General features: G+C 61.9%; 15 protein-coding genes. 7 read left to right on the plus strand and 8 right to left on the minus strand.

Annotated features, from left to right (window positions below):
• Position 1: 1 nt before the first annotated feature.
• On the minus strand, positions 2-2,641 hold the full coding sequence (gene leuS, locus CSQ91_RS18720; RefSeq protein ID WP_070254710.1) for a leucine--tRNA ligase: 2,640 nt from the start codon (positions 2,639-2,641) through the stop codon (positions 2-4).
• 168 nt (positions 2,642-2,809) lie between these two features.
• Here leuS and CSQ91_RS18725 point away from each other — a divergent pair, with 168 nt between their 5' ends.
• Both CSQ91_RS18725 and CSQ91_RS18730 read left to right on the plus strand, forming a co-directional pair.
• Complete coding sequence (locus CSQ91_RS18725; RefSeq protein ID WP_257217398.1) at positions 2,810-3,574, plus strand: AraC family transcriptional regulator; 765 nt, start codon at positions 2,810-2,812, stop codon at positions 3,572-3,574.
• A 40-nt stretch (positions 3,575-3,614) separates the two neighbouring features.
• Positions 3,615-4,016: a VOC family protein gene (locus tag CSQ91_RS18730; protein ID WP_231958488.1), complete on the plus strand. Its 402-nt coding sequence runs from the start codon at positions 3,615-3,617 to the stop codon at positions 4,014-4,016.
• On the opposite strand, the gene CSQ91_RS18735 is transcribed toward CSQ91_RS18730, so the two are convergent.
• Positions 4,013-4,918, minus strand: coding sequence for a LysR substrate-binding domain-containing protein (locus CSQ91_RS18735; RefSeq protein ID WP_070281770.1), 906 nt, complete (start codon positions 4,916-4,918; stop codon positions 4,013-4,015). The genes CSQ91_RS18730 and CSQ91_RS18735 overlap by 4 nt on opposite strands.
• A gap of 160 nt (positions 4,919-5,078) precedes the next feature.
• Between CSQ91_RS18735 and CSQ91_RS18740 the strand changes: the two genes are divergently transcribed.
• Both CSQ91_RS18740 and CSQ91_RS18745 read left to right on the plus strand, forming a co-directional pair.
• Entirely contained in the window at positions 5,079-6,257 is a 1,179-nt protein-coding gene (locus CSQ91_RS18740) for an acyl-CoA dehydrogenase (protein ID WP_035822683.1), read from the plus strand.
• Complete coding sequence (locus CSQ91_RS18745) at positions 6,257-7,504, plus strand: CaiB/BaiF CoA transferase family protein (RefSeq protein ID WP_099389206.1); 1,248 nt, start codon at positions 6,257-6,259, stop codon at positions 7,502-7,504. The genes CSQ91_RS18740 and CSQ91_RS18745 overlap by 1 nt, the downstream gene beginning before the upstream one ends.
• 42 nt (positions 7,505-7,546) lie before the next feature.
• On the opposite strand, the gene CSQ91_RS18750 is transcribed toward CSQ91_RS18745, so the two are convergent.
• From CSQ91_RS18750 to CSQ91_RS18760, 3 genes are read right to left on the minus strand one after another with little or no spacing between them, the layout of a single operon-like run.
• Complete coding sequence (locus CSQ91_RS18750) at positions 7,547-7,873, minus strand: barstar family protein (protein ID WP_092607294.1); 327 nt, start codon at positions 7,871-7,873, stop codon at positions 7,547-7,549.
• An 8-nt stretch (positions 7,874-7,881) separates the two neighbouring features.
• A complete protein-coding gene (gene dapB / locus CSQ91_RS18755; protein ID WP_099389207.1) occupies positions 7,882-8,691 on the minus strand; it encodes a 4-hydroxy-tetrahydrodipicolinate reductase in 810 nt (269 codons plus the stop codon).
• A 19-nt stretch (positions 8,692-8,710) separates the two neighbouring features.
• Positions 8,711-9,340: an outer membrane protein assembly factor BamE gene (locus CSQ91_RS18760; protein ID WP_099389208.1), complete on the minus strand. Its 630-nt coding sequence runs from the start codon at positions 9,338-9,340 to the stop codon at positions 8,711-8,713.
• A 195-nt stretch (positions 9,341-9,535) separates the two neighbouring features.
• On the opposite strand from CSQ91_RS18760, the gene fur reads away from it, so the two are divergent.
• On the plus strand, positions 9,536-9,967 hold the full coding sequence (gene fur, locus CSQ91_RS18765) for a ferric iron uptake transcriptional regulator (RefSeq protein WP_034778781.1): 432 nt from the start codon (positions 9,536-9,538) through the stop codon (positions 9,965-9,967).
• Between the two features lie 48 nt (positions 9,968-10,015).
• On the opposite strand, the gene hrcA is transcribed toward fur, so the two are convergent.
• A complete protein-coding gene (hrcA, locus tag CSQ91_RS18770; RefSeq protein WP_034778783.1) occupies positions 10,016-11,032 on the minus strand; it encodes a heat-inducible transcriptional repressor HrcA in 1,017 nt (338 codons plus the stop codon).
• 102 nt (positions 11,033-11,134) lie between these two features.
• Positions 11,135-11,860 carry an HAD family hydrolase gene (locus CSQ91_RS18775; protein WP_070281893.1) on the minus strand — a complete coding sequence of 242 codons (726 nt, stop codon included), beginning with the start codon at positions 11,858-11,860 and terminating at the stop codon, positions 11,135-11,137.
• A gap of 244 nt (positions 11,861-12,104) precedes the next feature.
• Between CSQ91_RS18775 and CSQ91_RS18780 the strand changes: the two genes are divergently transcribed.
• Both CSQ91_RS18780 and CSQ91_RS18785 read left to right on the plus strand, forming a co-directional pair.
• Positions 12,105-12,704: a hypothetical protein gene (locus CSQ91_RS18780; protein WP_034778787.1), complete on the plus strand. Its 600-nt coding sequence runs from the start codon at positions 12,105-12,107 to the stop codon at positions 12,702-12,704.
• 35 nt (positions 12,705-12,739) lie between these two features.
• The gene (locus CSQ91_RS18785; RefSeq protein WP_099389209.1) at positions 12,740-13,321 is read left to right on the plus strand and encodes a hypothetical protein; all 582 of its coding nucleotides are present in this window, start codon (positions 12,740-12,742) and stop codon (positions 13,319-13,321) included.
• 186 nt (positions 13,322-13,507) lie between these two features.
• Here CSQ91_RS18785 and mmsB read toward each other — a convergent pair whose 3' ends face one another.
• Complete coding sequence (mmsB, locus tag CSQ91_RS18790) at positions 13,508-14,410, minus strand: 3-hydroxyisobutyrate dehydrogenase (RefSeq protein WP_099389210.1); 903 nt, start codon at positions 14,408-14,410, stop codon at positions 13,508-13,510.
• Between the last annotated feature and the right edge of the window lie 16 nt (positions 14,411-14,426).

The raw sequence follows: 14,426 nt of genomic DNA on the forward strand, positions 1-14,426 counted from the left end.
ATTACACCACGATGCTGATTAACTTGCCTGGCACGACGATGATCTTCTTCGGCGTGGTCTCGACGTACTTCTGCACACTTTCGCAGGCCAGCGCGGCCGCTTCGATACTGGCCTTGTCCGCATCCTTGGACACCGTGATCGAGCCGCGCAGCTTGCCGTTCACCTGGATCATCATCTCGATCTCGGACTGTTCCAATGCCTGCGGGTCGACCTGCGGCCAGGCGACGTTCAACAGGTCGCCGTGCACGCCGGCGTAGCCCAGTTCCTGCCACAGCACGTGGGTGATGTGCGGCGCGACGGGATTGAGCAGGCGCAGGAAGATGGAGAAGCCTTCGGCGATCAGCGCTTTCGACTGCGCGCTGTCATCGAGCTTGGCCGATTCCAGGGTGTTGAGCATCTTCATGCAGGCCGACACCACGGTGTTGTACTGGATGCGCTTCAAGTCGTAATCGGCTTGCTGCAGCAGCTTGTGCAATTCGCGGCGCAGGTTTTTCTGCGCGTCGCCCGTGGCAGGTGCGGCGCCGCCAGCCAGTGCGGCCTGGATCGTGGCCGACTGGGCGTAGCCGAAGTTCCACACGCGGCGCAGGAAGCGGTTCGCGCCTTCGACGCCGCTGCCCGACCATTCCAGCGTCTGTTCCGGCGGCGAGGCGAACATGGTGAACAGGCGGGCCGTGTCGGCGCCGTACTGCTCGATCTGCGCTTGCGGGTCGATGCCGTTGTTCTTCGACTTCGACATTTTTTCCGTGCCGCCGATTTCCACAGGCTGGCCGTCGGCCACCAGGACGGCGCTTTGCGGACGGCCCTTGTCATCGAGGGACAGGCGCACGTCGTCCGGGTTGAACCAGGTAGTCTTGCCCACCGCGTCCTTGCGGAAATACGTTTCGTTGAGCACCATGCCTTGCGTCAGCAGGTTGACGAACGGCTCGTCGAACTTGACCAGGCCGAAGTCGCGCATGATCTTGGTCCAGAAGCGCGCGTACAGCAAATGCATGACGGCGTGTTCGATGCCACCGATGTACTGGTCCATCGGCATCCAGTAGTCATTGCGCGCGTCGACCATGGCGTCATTGCTGCCTGGCGAGGTATAGCGCATGTAGTACCACGACGAATCGACGAAGGTATCCATGGTGTCCGTCTCGCGGCGCGCCGGCTTGCCGCACTGCGGGCAGTCGCACTTGAGGAAAGCTTCGTATTTGTTCAGCGGGTTGCCCGTGCCGTCCGGCACGCAGTCTTCCGGCAGCACCACCGGCAAGTCTTTTTCCGGCACCGGCACCACGCCGCAATCGGCGCAATGGATCATCGGGATCGGCGTGCCCCAGTAGCGCTGGCGCGAGATGCCCCAGTCGCGCAGGCGGAACGTGGTTTTCTTTTCGCCCAGGCCCAGCTCTGCCAGGTCGGCGGCCACCGCATCGACGGCGGAAGCGAAATGCAGGCCGTCGTATTTGCCGGAGGCGACGCAGACGCCATCCTTGCTGCCATACGATTCCTGCCACGCGTCCGTCGAAAATTCCTGGCCCTTGACTTCGATGACTTGCTTGATCGGCAGGTCGTATTTCTTGGCAAAGCCGAAATCGCGCTCGTCGTGCGCCGGCACGCCCATCACGGCGCCATCGCCGTAGGTGATCAGCACGTAGTTGCCGACCCAGACTTCCACCTGCGCGCCCGTCAGCGGATGGGTGACGAACAGGCCGGTCGGCATGCCCTTCTTCTCCATCGTTGCCATATCCGCTTCGATCACGGAACCGAGCTTGCATTCGGCGTTGAAAGCGGCCAGCGCAGGATTGCTTTGCGCGGCGTGGATGGCCAGCGGGTGCTCGGCGGCCACGGCGCAGAAGGTCACGCCCATGACGGTGTCCGGACGCGTGGTAAACACATACAGCTTGCCGTCGCCGATCAGGGCGCCATTCGCGTCCTTGATCTCATGCGGGAAGGCGAAGCGCACGCCCGTCGACTTGCCGATCCAGTTGGTCTGCATGGTGCGCACGCGCTCGGGCCAGCCCGGCAGCTTGTCATCCACATAGGCCAGCAATTCTTCCGCGTAATCGGTGATGCGCGCGTAGTACATGGGGATTTCGCGCTTTTCGATCAGCGCGCCCGAACGCCAGCCGCGGCCGTCGACGACTTGCTCGTTGGCCAGCACGGTCTGGTCGATCGGATCCCAGTTCACGGTACCGGTCTTCTTGTAGATGATGCCTTTTTCCAGCATCTTGAGGAACATCCACTGGTTCCATTTATAGTATTCGGGCTTGCAGGCGGTCATTTCGCGCGACCAGTCGATGGCCAGGCCCATCGATTCCATCTGCTGCTTCATGTGGGCGATGTTCGAGTACGTCCATTGCGCGGGCGGCACGTTGTTGGCCATGGCCGCGTTTTCCGCCGGCATGCCGAAGGCATCCCAGCCCATCGGCATGAGCACGTTGTAGCCATTCATGCGCAGGTAGCGGTACATCACGTCATTGATCGTATAGTTGCGCACGTGACCCATGTGCAGCTTGCCCGAAGGGTAAGGCAGCATCGAGCAGGCAAAATACTTGCCTTTTGGGAAACGCGGGTCGTGTTCGACGGCTTTATAGGCGTCGATCGCCTTCCAGTGCGATTGGGCGGCTTGTTCGACGTCGGCGGGACTATATTTATCTTGCATGATGTGCGGCCAATAGTGGATATGAACCGAGCATTATACTGGTTGTCGCCGCCCGATAGCGCGGCGCGCTGGCGGCCCGGTCTCGCATATTTTGGCCGGCGCGCAATTATGCCGTGTAATATGCTGTGTAATATATATGCAATCTTGCTCTTTGCATCAAGTCCGGCCATGATCGTCTACCAGGAATATCCGCCCATCCCCGCCCTGCGGCCCTGGCTGGACTGCGTCTGGACGTGCCGCGTGCAGACGGGCGCCACGCCCCTGACGCACCAAGTCTTGCCCGACAATTGCATCGACATCCTGTGCCAGGACCAGCAGGATGCCAGCTTTGCCGTCGGCATGATGACGGCACCGATCGCCGTCGTCAGCCAGGGCCTGGTGCAGACGGTGGCGGCCCGCTTCAAGCCGGGCGCGGCGGCCCGCTTCTTCCAGCTGCCCTTGTGCGAACTCAACGATGGCCGCACGGGATTGCAACAGCTGTGGGGCCGCGAACTGGCGGCGCGCCTGGGTGACGCCCTGTGGAGCGAGCCCTTGTCCAATGCGCAAAGAGTTTCCATTTTGCAAGAATATCTGCTACTGCGCCTGCGTACCGCGCCGCCACGGCGCCAGGCGGGTGCGGCCGAACATGCCATCGCGGCCATCGAGGCAGCATGCGGCCAGGTGCGCGTGGATGGCCTGGCGCGACAGCTGGGCGTGTCGCGCCAGCACCTGGCGCTGCAATTTCGCCAGCAAGTGGGCATCAGCCCGAAGCTGTTTGCCCGTATCTGCCGCTTTCGCGCCGCCAGCCAGGGTCTGACAAGCCTGGCGGGACAGCCGGACTGGGCGCAAGTCGCCTTGCAATTTGGCTATTTCGACCAGTCGCACCTGATCCACGATTTCCAGGATTTCGCCCGCAGCTCGCCCGAGGCGTGGCTTATGCACCGCCACCATTGAAACCTTCCATTTTTACAATCGCCACGCGCTCGCCGGTGGCATGATGGCGTTATTCTTCATTTACCAGGAGCAGAACATGATCAAGGGCTTGCGCACCGTCACCTATCCCGTCCCCGACCTGGACAAGGCCAAGGCCTGGTACAGCCAGGTATTCAATACCACGCCCTACTTCGACCAGCCGTTCTATGTCGGCTTCGCCATCGGCGGCTTCGAGCTGGGCTTGCTGCCAGACGGCCAGCCTGGCACGCAAGGCAGCGTGACGTACTGGGGTGTGGACGGCATCGAGCAGGAAGTCGAGCGCATCGTGGCACTGGGCGGCAGTCTGCACCACCCGATCACGGACGTGGGCGACGGCATCCGCACGGTGGAATTGCTCGACCCGTTCGGCAACCAGATCGGCCTGATCGACAATCCCCATTTCGATACCGGCAAGGTCGTTTAGGCGGCTTCACCCTGCAGCCATGCGCGCAATTGCTGCAGGGCCGTCTTTTCATGCGCCGTTTCAGGCGTGATCAGGTAATACGCCCGCTGGCCGCGCAGTGGGCGCTCGCATGCGATGCGCAATTCGCCACGCGCCAGCTCCGCTTCGACCAGCATGCGTGGCAGCAAGACCACGCCCTGCCCCTGCACGGCCGCCATGGCCAGCATGGAAAACAGTTCATAACGGGCGCCATAGTGCGCTCCATCGCGCCCCTCTCCCTCGACCTGCATGGCGTCAAACCACTGGCGCCAGGCGCCCGGGCGCGTACTTTGTTGCAGCAAGGTCAGTTCCAGCAAATCCTGCGGCTGCCAGGCGCTGCGCGCCGCCAGCAGGCGCGGACTGGCAACGGGCACGATTTCTTCATGCATGAGCAAGGTGGCGCGCGTCCCGGGCCAGCGCGCCAATTGCTCGGGCGTGCCCGCGTACAGGGCGCCGTCGTATTCCGTATCGGCAAACATGAACGGTTTTGTATAGGCATCAATATGCACGACGATATCCGGGTGCAGTTGCGCCAGCGAAGACAGCCGCGGCATCAGCCAGCGCGTGGCAAACGTGGGTACCGAAGCCAGCTGCAAGGCGCCGCCGCCGCCCTGGCGCGCCATGGTGTCGAGCGTGTCGCGCTCCAGGCCGTCGAGACGGGCCGCGATCTGCCGCGCATACGCGGCGCCGGCGCTGGTCAGCAACACGCCATGGCGCGTGCGCTGAAACAATTGCACGCCAAGAAAAGTTTCCAAGGATGAAATCTGCCGCGACACGGCGCTTTGCGTCAGCGACAGTTCGCGCGCCGCATGCGTGTAGCTCTGGTGCCGCGCAGCCGCCTCGAAGCAGTTCAGGGCTTGCAGCATGGGAATTTTGCGTGACATGGGGGTATCCGGCCGGTGAAAGGCCCCTAGTATGCCGCAAGATATGCGCAGCACGCATGTCTGGGTGCGAAAAAATCGTTTGCGCAAGGCTAGGCAAAAATCTACCATGAGTCATATTCAATCTTGCGCCGATCACCGGCGCTCACCTGCGAGGCCTGTGATGAGCAAAACCGTATTCGACTGGAATTCCCCCCTGCTGCTGGAAGAACAACTGACGGGCGACGAACGCGCCGTACTGGAAGCGGCCCGCGACTATTGCCAGGGCAGCCTGGTGCCCAGGGTCCTCGAATCGTTCCGCCATGGCCGCACGGATGCCGCCATCTTCCGCGAAATGGGAGAGCTGGGCTTGCTGGGCACGACCATTCCCGAAGAATACGGCGGGGCCGGCCTGAACTATGTTTGCTACGGCCTGGCCGCGCGCGAAGTCGAGCGCGTCGACTCCGGCTACCGCTCGATGATGAGCGTGCAATCGTCGCTGGTGATGGTGCCGATCAATGCCTTCGGCAACGAGGAAACCAAACAAAAATACCTGCCGAAACTGGCGACGGGCGAATTCATCGGCTGCTTCGGCCTGACGGAACCGAACCACGGTTCCGATCCCGGCAGCATGGTCACGCGCGCGCGCAAGGTACCGGGCGGCTATAGTCTCTCCGGCGCCAAGATGTGGATCACCAACAGCCCCATCGCCGACGTGTTCGTCGTCTGGGCCAAGGACGATGAAGGCGCGATCCGCGGCTTCGTGCTGGAAAAAGGCTGGAAAGGCCTGTCGGCGCCGGAAATCCACGGCAAGGTCGGCTTGCGCACCAGCATCACCGGTGAAATCGTCATGGATGAAGTGTTTTGCCCGGAAGAAAATGCCTTCCCCGACGTGCGCGGCCTGAAAGGCCCGTTCACCTGCCTGAACAGCGCCCGCTACGGCATCGCCTGGGGTGCGCTGGGCGCGGCCGAAGACTGCTACCTGAAGGCGCGCCAGTACACGATGGACCGCCAGCAATTCGGCCGCCCGTTGGCAGCGAACCAGCTGGTACAAAAGAAACTGGCCGACATGCTGACGGAAATCACCATGGGCTTGCAAGGCTGCCTGCGCCTGGGCCGCATGAAGGATGAAGGCTCGCCCGCCGTGGAAATCACCTCGATCATGAAGCGCAACAGCTGCGGCAAGGCGCTCGATATTGCCCGCGTGGCGCGCGACATGATGGGTGGCAACGGTATTTCCGACGAGTTCGGCGTCATCCGCCACCTGGTCAACCTGGAAGTGGTCAACACCTATGAAGGCACGCACGATGTGCACGCGCTGATCATCGGCCGCGCCATCACCGGCATCGCCGCGTTCAACTAATGGACGCCTTGGCTTCCACCCTGCGGCCCGCGCCGCTGACCGGATTGCGCGTGCTGGACCTGTCGCGCGTGCTGGCCGGCCCGTGGGCCGGGCAAATGCTGGCAGACCTGGGCGCCGACGTCGTCAAGGTTGAACAGCCGGGCCGCGGCGACGACACGCGCTCCTGGGGCCCGCCATACCTGAAAGATGCAGATGGCCGCGACACCGCCGAGGCCGCCTATTTCCAGTGCGCCAACCGCAACAAGCGTTCCTTGTGCATCGACCTGGCCGCGCCGGAAGGGCAAGCCCTGGTGCGCCAGCTGGCGGCCGAAGCGGACGTGCTGCTGGAAAATTTCAAGCTCGATGGTTTGAAGCAATACGGCCTCGATGCGGCCAGCTTGCTGGCACTCAACCCGCGCCTCGTCTACTGCTCCATCACGGGCTTTGGCCAGGATGGGCCGTACGCGGCGCGCGCCGGCTATGACTTCCTGATCCAGGGCATGGGCGGCTTGATGAGCATCACGGGCGTACCCGACGGCCAGCCGGGCGCGGGTCCGCAAAAAGTGGGCGTGGCACAGACGGACATCCTGACTGGCCTGTACGCCACGATCGCCGTGCAGGCGGCGCTGGCCGAACGCGAACGCTCGGGCCAGGGCCAGCATATCGACCTGGCCTTGCTCGACGTGCAAGTGGCCGCGCTGGGCAACCAGGCGGCCAATTACCTGTGCGGCGGCAAGGTGCCGCAGCGCATGGGCAATGCCCATCCGAACATCGTGCCTTACCAGGACTTCCCCACGGCCGACGGCGACATGATTTTGGCGATCGGCAACGATGGCCAATTTTCGCGCTTTTGCGCCGTCGCCGGCCACCCGGAATGGGCGCAGGACGAACGCTTCGCCACCAATCCGCAGCGCGTGGCACACCGGGCGATCTTGATCCCCCTGATGCGCCAGACCACGGTCATGCGCACGACGGCCGAGTGGATCAGCGCCTTCGAGGCGCAAGCCGTGCCGTGCGGTCCCGTCAACCGCATCGACCAGGTCTTTGCCGACCCGCAAGTGGTGGCGCGTGGCTTGAAAGTGGACATGCCGCATCCCACGGCGGGCACGGTGGCGCTGGTGGCCAATCCCGTGCGCCTGTCCCACTCGCCGGTGCAATACCGCTTGCCGCCGCCATTGCTGGGGCAGCATACGGACGAGGTGCTGCAGCAGTGGCTGGGCCTCGATGGCGGCCAGATCGACGGTTTGCGCGAACGCAAGGTCGTGTAAATGTTGGGTATGTCGGATTACGCGCTTGCGCGCTAATCCGACCTACTTCAATACCAGCTTCAACGCCGGCTTCTCGCCATAATCGTCATAGCGCTCATTGATGCCGGCGATACAGAACGTGATTTCTTCCAGCAAGTCCGGCACTTGCGCCTTCATTGCTTCCGCATCCTGCACAACAATGTCGAGCACTTCGTTCGGTTTCAAACGGAACTGCGTCATGTTTTCGTCATCGCGCAGATAGCTGAGGCAATCAACCCAGGCGTCCATGCTGTTGCCGTAGAACTCGGGGAAACCGAAGGCTTGCACGCATTGCGCGTGAAAGCTCGCTGCGTCGGTGATGTCTTTTCCATTCAGGATGGCAGTGGCCATGGTCTTCCTCAGTTCTTCAGCGACAGCACATCCTGCATGTCGAACAGGCCGGTCGGCTTGTCGGCCAGGAAACGCGCGGCGCGCAGGGCGCCATGGGCGTAGGTGACGCGGCTGCTCGACTTGTGGCTGATCTCGATGCGCTCGCCGATGCCCGCAAACAGCACCGTATGATCGCCGACGATATCGCCGCCGCGGATGGTGGCAAAGCCGATGGTCGACGGGTCGCGTTCGCCCGTCACGCCTTCGCGGCCGTACACGGCGCATTCCTTCAGGTCGCGGCCCAGGGCGCCGGCCACCACTTCACCCATTTGCAGGGCCGTGCCCGATGGCGCATCGACCTTGAAGCGGTGATGGGCTTCGATGATCTCGATATCGTAGCCTTCGGACAGGCTTTTCGCGGCCAGTTCCAGCAGCTTCATGGTGACGTTCACGCCCACGCTCATGTTCGGCGCGAACATGATGGCCGTCTTTTCAGCGGCGGCGGCAATGGCGGCCTTGCCCGCATCATCGAAACCCGTGGTGCCGATGATCATCTTGATGCCGTGCTCGGCGCAATACACCAGGTGCTGCAAAGTGCCTTCGGGACGCGTGAAGTCGATCAGGTAATCGGCGCCGGCCAGGCCGGTGGCCAGATCGGATGCGATCAGCACGCCGGCAGGCTTGCCGAGAAAGGCGGCAGCATCCTGGCCGACGGAAGGCGATCCAGCGCGGTCGAGGGCGCCGGCCAGCACGGCGTCGGGCGCATTGCTGACCGCTTCGATCAGGATATGGCCCATGCGGCCGCTGGCGCCAGCGATGGCAATTTTCAGTTCAGTCATTTTATTCTCTTACAGCAACTTATTTGGTGGGTTCGGCAGCAGGTGCAGGTGCAGGCTCGGCGGCAGGTGCAGGCGCAACTTCAGGCTTACTCACAGGAATGGCGGGCGCGGCATCGGCCGGCACCGGCACGGCGCTTGGCGCCACGGGAGACGGCACGGCGGCGGCAGGCACGTCGGCCTTGGCAACCTTGGCGAACGGCGACGGGCCGGCGATACGGTCGATGTATTCTTTCTCCGTCGGCAAGTTGCCGCCTTCGAAACGTTCAACCTTGCCATCCTTGCCGAAGTACACGACCACGCGGCTGCTGGTGGTTTCGCCACTGCCCCGGGCCAGGCGGAATGGATAATCCCAGCGGTCGGCATGGAAGATATCGGTCAGCAGCGAGGTGCCGAGGACGAAACGCACCTGGTCGCGCGTCATGCCCACTTTCAACTGGCCCAGCATCTCTTCGGAGACAAAGTTGCCTTGTTGAATGTCAGGACGATAGGGCGAGAAAAACCACATGAATTTTTGCAGCGGCGTAATGGTGGTCGTTTGTGCGCCCTGTTCGGGGACCAGTTCCTTGCCTTCTTTTTGAGCAGCTGCCGGCTTTTCGCCAAGGATGCCACGGCTGGCGCAGCCGGACATGGCCAGCGCGACACAGACCATGCCTGCCACGACTGGTGCTCGAAATGAAATACGGTGCCAGAGAGATGGCAATACAGCCGGTGTTACGCGCATAAATGACCTCAATTTGATGAACAAAACGCCAGGAGTGGCCGGCCTGCCAAAAAATGCATATTTTGGCACTCCCCGCTAAAACGCTATATGATAAAGCACCTGACCCACATACGAGCAACAAACATGAGTAACAATCCTAGTGATCTCAAGGCAAGCGGCCTGAAAGCCACCCTGCCACGGCTGAAGATACTCGATATCTTCCAGAGTAGCCCGGTACGCCACCTGACCGCGGAAGACGTCTACAAGATTCTGCTGGCCGACAATATGGATGTCGGCTTGGCAACTGTCTACCGCGTCCTGACGCAATTCGAACAGGCAGGCTTGCTCAACCGCAACCATTTTGAAACCGGCAAGGCGATTTTCGAGCTCAACGAAGGTTCCCACCACGACCACCTGGTGTGCCTCGACTGTGGCCGGGTCGAAGAATTCTTCGACGAAGACATCGAAGTGCGCCAGCAAAAGGTAGCCGAAGAGCGCGGCTTCAAGATCGCCGAACACGCCTTGGCCATCTACGGCAACTGCATCAAGACGGCTTGCCCGCACAAAACCGCCTGACCACAGCTGGCCGCTCCCACGGGGCGGCTGGCGCGCCAGGCATTACGATCAATGATGGCTGAGCGCGCTTGACAGCAACTTGGCCGTGATATCGACAATCGGGATGACGCGCTCGTAGGCCATGCGCGTCGGTCCGATCACTCCCAGCGTGCCCACGATCTTGCCGTTGACTTCATACGGCGCCGTCACCACGCTCATCTCATCCATCGGCACCAGGTTCGATTCGCCGCCGATGAATATCTGCACGCCCGTCGCCTTGCTCGATACGTCGAGCAGCTGCATCAAACCCGTTTTTTGCTCGAACATGTCGAACATCTGGCGCAGCGAATGCATATTCGATGACAGATCGCTCACGCTGAGCAAGTTGCGCTCGCCGGAAATCACCATGTCATCGCTATGGTCGGCCATCGCTTCGCTGCCCGCTTCCACGGCCGCCTGCATCAGGCTGCCCATATCGTCGCGCAACTGGCGCAATTCACCCTGCAGGCGCACGCGCACGGCATCGAATGACAGGCCGCCATAATTCTGGTTGATGTAATTGGCCGATTGCACCAGTTGCGCCGGCGTATAGTCGGCCTCCGTCAGCAATAAACGGTTCTGCACGTCGCCGCCGGGGGCGACGATGACGAGCAGGATGCGTTTTTCGGACAGGCGCAGGAATTCGATTTGCTGGAATACGGATTCGCGGCGCGGAGTGAGCACGACGCCGGCAAACTGCGACAGCGATGACAGCATCTGCGCCGCGTTGGCGATGGTTTTTTGCGGTTGCGGCGTCTGCAGGCGCATGCGCGACTCCACCAGATGCTCGTCCAGGTGCCGGACGGTCAGCAAGGTATCGACAAAGATGCGGTAGCCGCGCGGCGTGGGGATGCGTCCGGCCGAGGTGTGAGGGCTGGACACATAACCGAGTTCTTCCAGGTCGGCCATGATGTTGCGGATCGTGGCCGGCGACAGGTCCAGGCCGGAAATTTTCGACAAGGCGCGCGAACCGACCGGCAGGCCGTCGGCGATATATCGCTCGACCAGGGCTTTCAGCAGTGTTTGGGCACGTGTATCGAGTTGCATGGTGTTTTATTTAAGCAAGTATGTTGTTAAGCAAGCGGTAACGAAAGCGGCCGAACGTGCATCAACAGCGCCTATTATGCACGTTCGCCCGCCCCGCGGCGATCAATCTTCCAGTTGCCCCTGCAGCCACAGCAGCAATTCATCGAAGTTGGCGCAGATGGCGTCGGGCTGCACGCCGGCGGCCAGATGCGCGTCGCTGCCCTTGCGGTTCATCCACACGGCGCGCATACCCGCTCCTTGCGCTCCCGTGACGTCGAAATACAGGTCGTCGCCCACATACACGGCCTCATGCGGCGCCACGCCCAGCGCGGCGCAAGCGGCCAGGAAGATGCTCGCGTCAGGCTTGGCCACGCCGAAATCGCTGGCGGCGATGGAGACTTTAAAATGCTGTGCCAGGCCGATAATTTCAAGGTCCGCATTGCCATTCGAAATCGAGCCGACCAGCATGCGTTGGCCCATCCAGGCAAGGCCAGGCAAGACGTCGTCATACGGCTGGACGCGATGGCGCGCAGCCAGGAACTGCGCGATGGCGCCATCGACCAGGACAGGATCCTCGCCGGCCGCCTCGAAGGCGGCCAGCAAGCCGGCGCGGCGCAACTCGATCAGGTTGCCATGGAAATGCGGTTGTTCATGGAGCATGGCCAGGCGGTGCTGGCGCAGCACCTCGATGGAAAACTGCTGCGCCACCTTGGGCGCATGCGTGGCCAGCCAGTCGTGCAGCAGGGTTTCCGCGGCGGCAATCACGGGCGCGATGGGCCACAAGGTATCGTCGAGGTCGAACAGGATGGCCTTGGGCGGCACGGCAGGTTTTACAGGGGCAAGGGACATGGGATTCACGGTGGATGCCACGCCACAGTGCGCAGCCTGCCTCTATTGTCGCATTGATCGCCGCCGCCGGCATGGCTGCGCCTCCATGAAATGGGGCCGGGCCAGCGCTTCCCGGCGAAAAATTGTTACAGGGTGATACAAGGCAAGATCATTCAGCTTGCCAGATAGACTAAAATAGGCGCCATTCCAATGCGGCGCCAGCGTCCGCGTTGCGCTACCCAACCTAATTCGTTTTGGAGAATGTATGAAAAATTTGTACCTGCGCTCGATGCTGGCGGCGGCTTGCGCCGTCACACTGGCAGCCTGCGGTGGCAGCGGCGGCAACCTGTATCTGCAAGGCCAAGTCGTCGGCCTGGCCAAAGATGGCCTGATTCTCCTGAATGACGGGGAAAGCTTGCCGATTCCTGCGGGCCAGGCCAGCTTTGTTTTCACCAAGCTGGTCAAGAACGATGACCGCTACAATATCACTATCGCACAACAGCCCAAGGGTGCCGTTTGCACCATTATCAATGGCGTCGGCAAGGCATCGAGCTACTCCGTGACCACGGCCCAGGTGAACTGCCAGACCAACGCCTACCCGCTGAGCGGCACGGTCACGGGCCTGACCGCGGATGGTTTGCGCCTGGTGATGGGACCCAACGGCACCACCCTGCTGGCTGGCGCCACCACCTACGAATTCAAAAGCGTTGATGACGGCGCCTCGTACGGCATTTCCATACTGGCTCAGCCAACGGGCCTGACGTGCCGCTTCCAGGGTTCCAGCAGTGCCGATGGCAGCGATACGGTCGGCAAGATGGGATCTGCCGCCACGACCGCAGCCACACTTGACTGCAAGCCGCAGTAATCCTTGCGATCCGTCACCTATTTTTGGAGAAATACATGAAGTTATCCTGCTTGCGCCCTATCGCCGCACTGCTGCTGACCTTGGGACTGGCCGCTTGCGGCGGCAAGGCCTCGTATGATGTCAGCGGCACGATCTCAGGCTTGAACAATGAAGGACTGATCCTGGTCAATAGCGGCGACTCCCTGCCGATTCCTGCGGGGAAAACAGCGTTTACCTTTGCCAAGCGCATCGACTATGGTACCGACTACAACATCACCATCCAGCAGCAACCGGCGCACATGACTTGCAGCATCAGCGGTGGCTCCGGTTCGGCTGGTCATTACCTCACTATCAGCGCCGCTGTTGCTTGCGCGCAAAACAGATATACAGTGGGTGGCACGATTTCCGGCCTGACGGTGGACGGTCTGGTGCTGATTAACGGTAGTACCACAACAACAGTGGTCAAGGACGCCACGACCTTTACCATGGCCGGCTCCGTCGCCTATGGCGATACCTATGGCGTCAGCGTCTCCGTGCAGCCGAAGGGTCTGCTGTGCGTTGTACAGCCGGGCACAGGCGGCGGCACCATGGGCGAAGCGAATGTGACATCGGTAAAAGTCGCCTGCAATCCGGCCTAAGTTGCGGTAACGGTAGCCGCCAGGCGGCTACCGGGAAGAGATATCATGAAAATCTATATTTGATATTCAAAATATAAATTGGAGTTATATGTGGCGATGCAGCATAATGCATCTGTCTCCTCCAACTCTTCCAAGAATTGGATTTAGCCCGCTTTTACCAGCGGGCTTTTTTTTGTCCAAAATTCCTCAGGCAGGCATGTTCAAGCCCGGCTGCAGCATTTGCACGATGCTGGAGAAATCCTGCTGCGCATAACCGGCTTGCGCATGCATCTGATACAGCTGGCGCACCAGACCGCCCAGGGGCGTGGGCGCATTCGCCGACAAGGCCGACTGCTGCGCCAGGCCCAGGTCTTTCAGCATCAGCGCCGTGCCGAAGCCGCCCGTGTAATTGCGCGAAGCGGGCGTGCCGTCCATGACTCCCGGCCACGGGTTGTACACTTCCAGGGTCCAGTTGCGACCCGAACTCTTGGCCATGATGTCGGACAACACTTTCGGATCCAGGCCATGCGCCACGCCCAGGTTCAGTGCCTCGGCCGTACCGGCCATCAAAATACCCAGCAGCATGTTGTTGCAAATCTTCGCCACCTGGCCCGCACCCGCCTCGCCCGCATGGAAGATATTCTTGCCCATCTTTTCCAGCAAAGGCCGCGCCTGCTGCAAGGCCGCTTCGCTGCCACCGACGATGAAGGTCAGGGTACCGGCCGCCGCGCCCGCCGTGCCGCCCGAGACGGGCGCATCGATCATGGCAAAGCCCCGTTCGCTGGCCGCCTGCGCCACCTGGCGCGCCACATCGGCGGCGATGGTGCTGCAATCGATGAACAAGGCGCCCGGCTTGGCCGAGTCCAGCACGCCACCGGCCGCCAGGTACAGCTCCTGCACGTGCTTGTTGGCTGGCAGCATGGTAATGACGGCGTCGGCCGTCTGCACGGCCGCGCTGGCGGACGCCGCCGCCGTGGCGCCCGCCTCGACCAGCGAAGCCACTGCCGCTGGCGCCAGGTCGAACACGGACACGTGGAAGCCGGCGGCCACCAGATTGCGGGCCATCGGCGCGCCCATGTTGCCCAGGCCGATAAAAGCGATATGTTGCATGGTGAAAGTCTCCAGT

It is taken from the genome of Janthinobacterium sp. BJB301 (genome assembly GCF_002735685.1).
Classification (GTDB): Bacteria; Pseudomonadota; Gammaproteobacteria; order Burkholderiales; family Burkholderiaceae_D; genus Janthinobacterium; species Janthinobacterium lividum.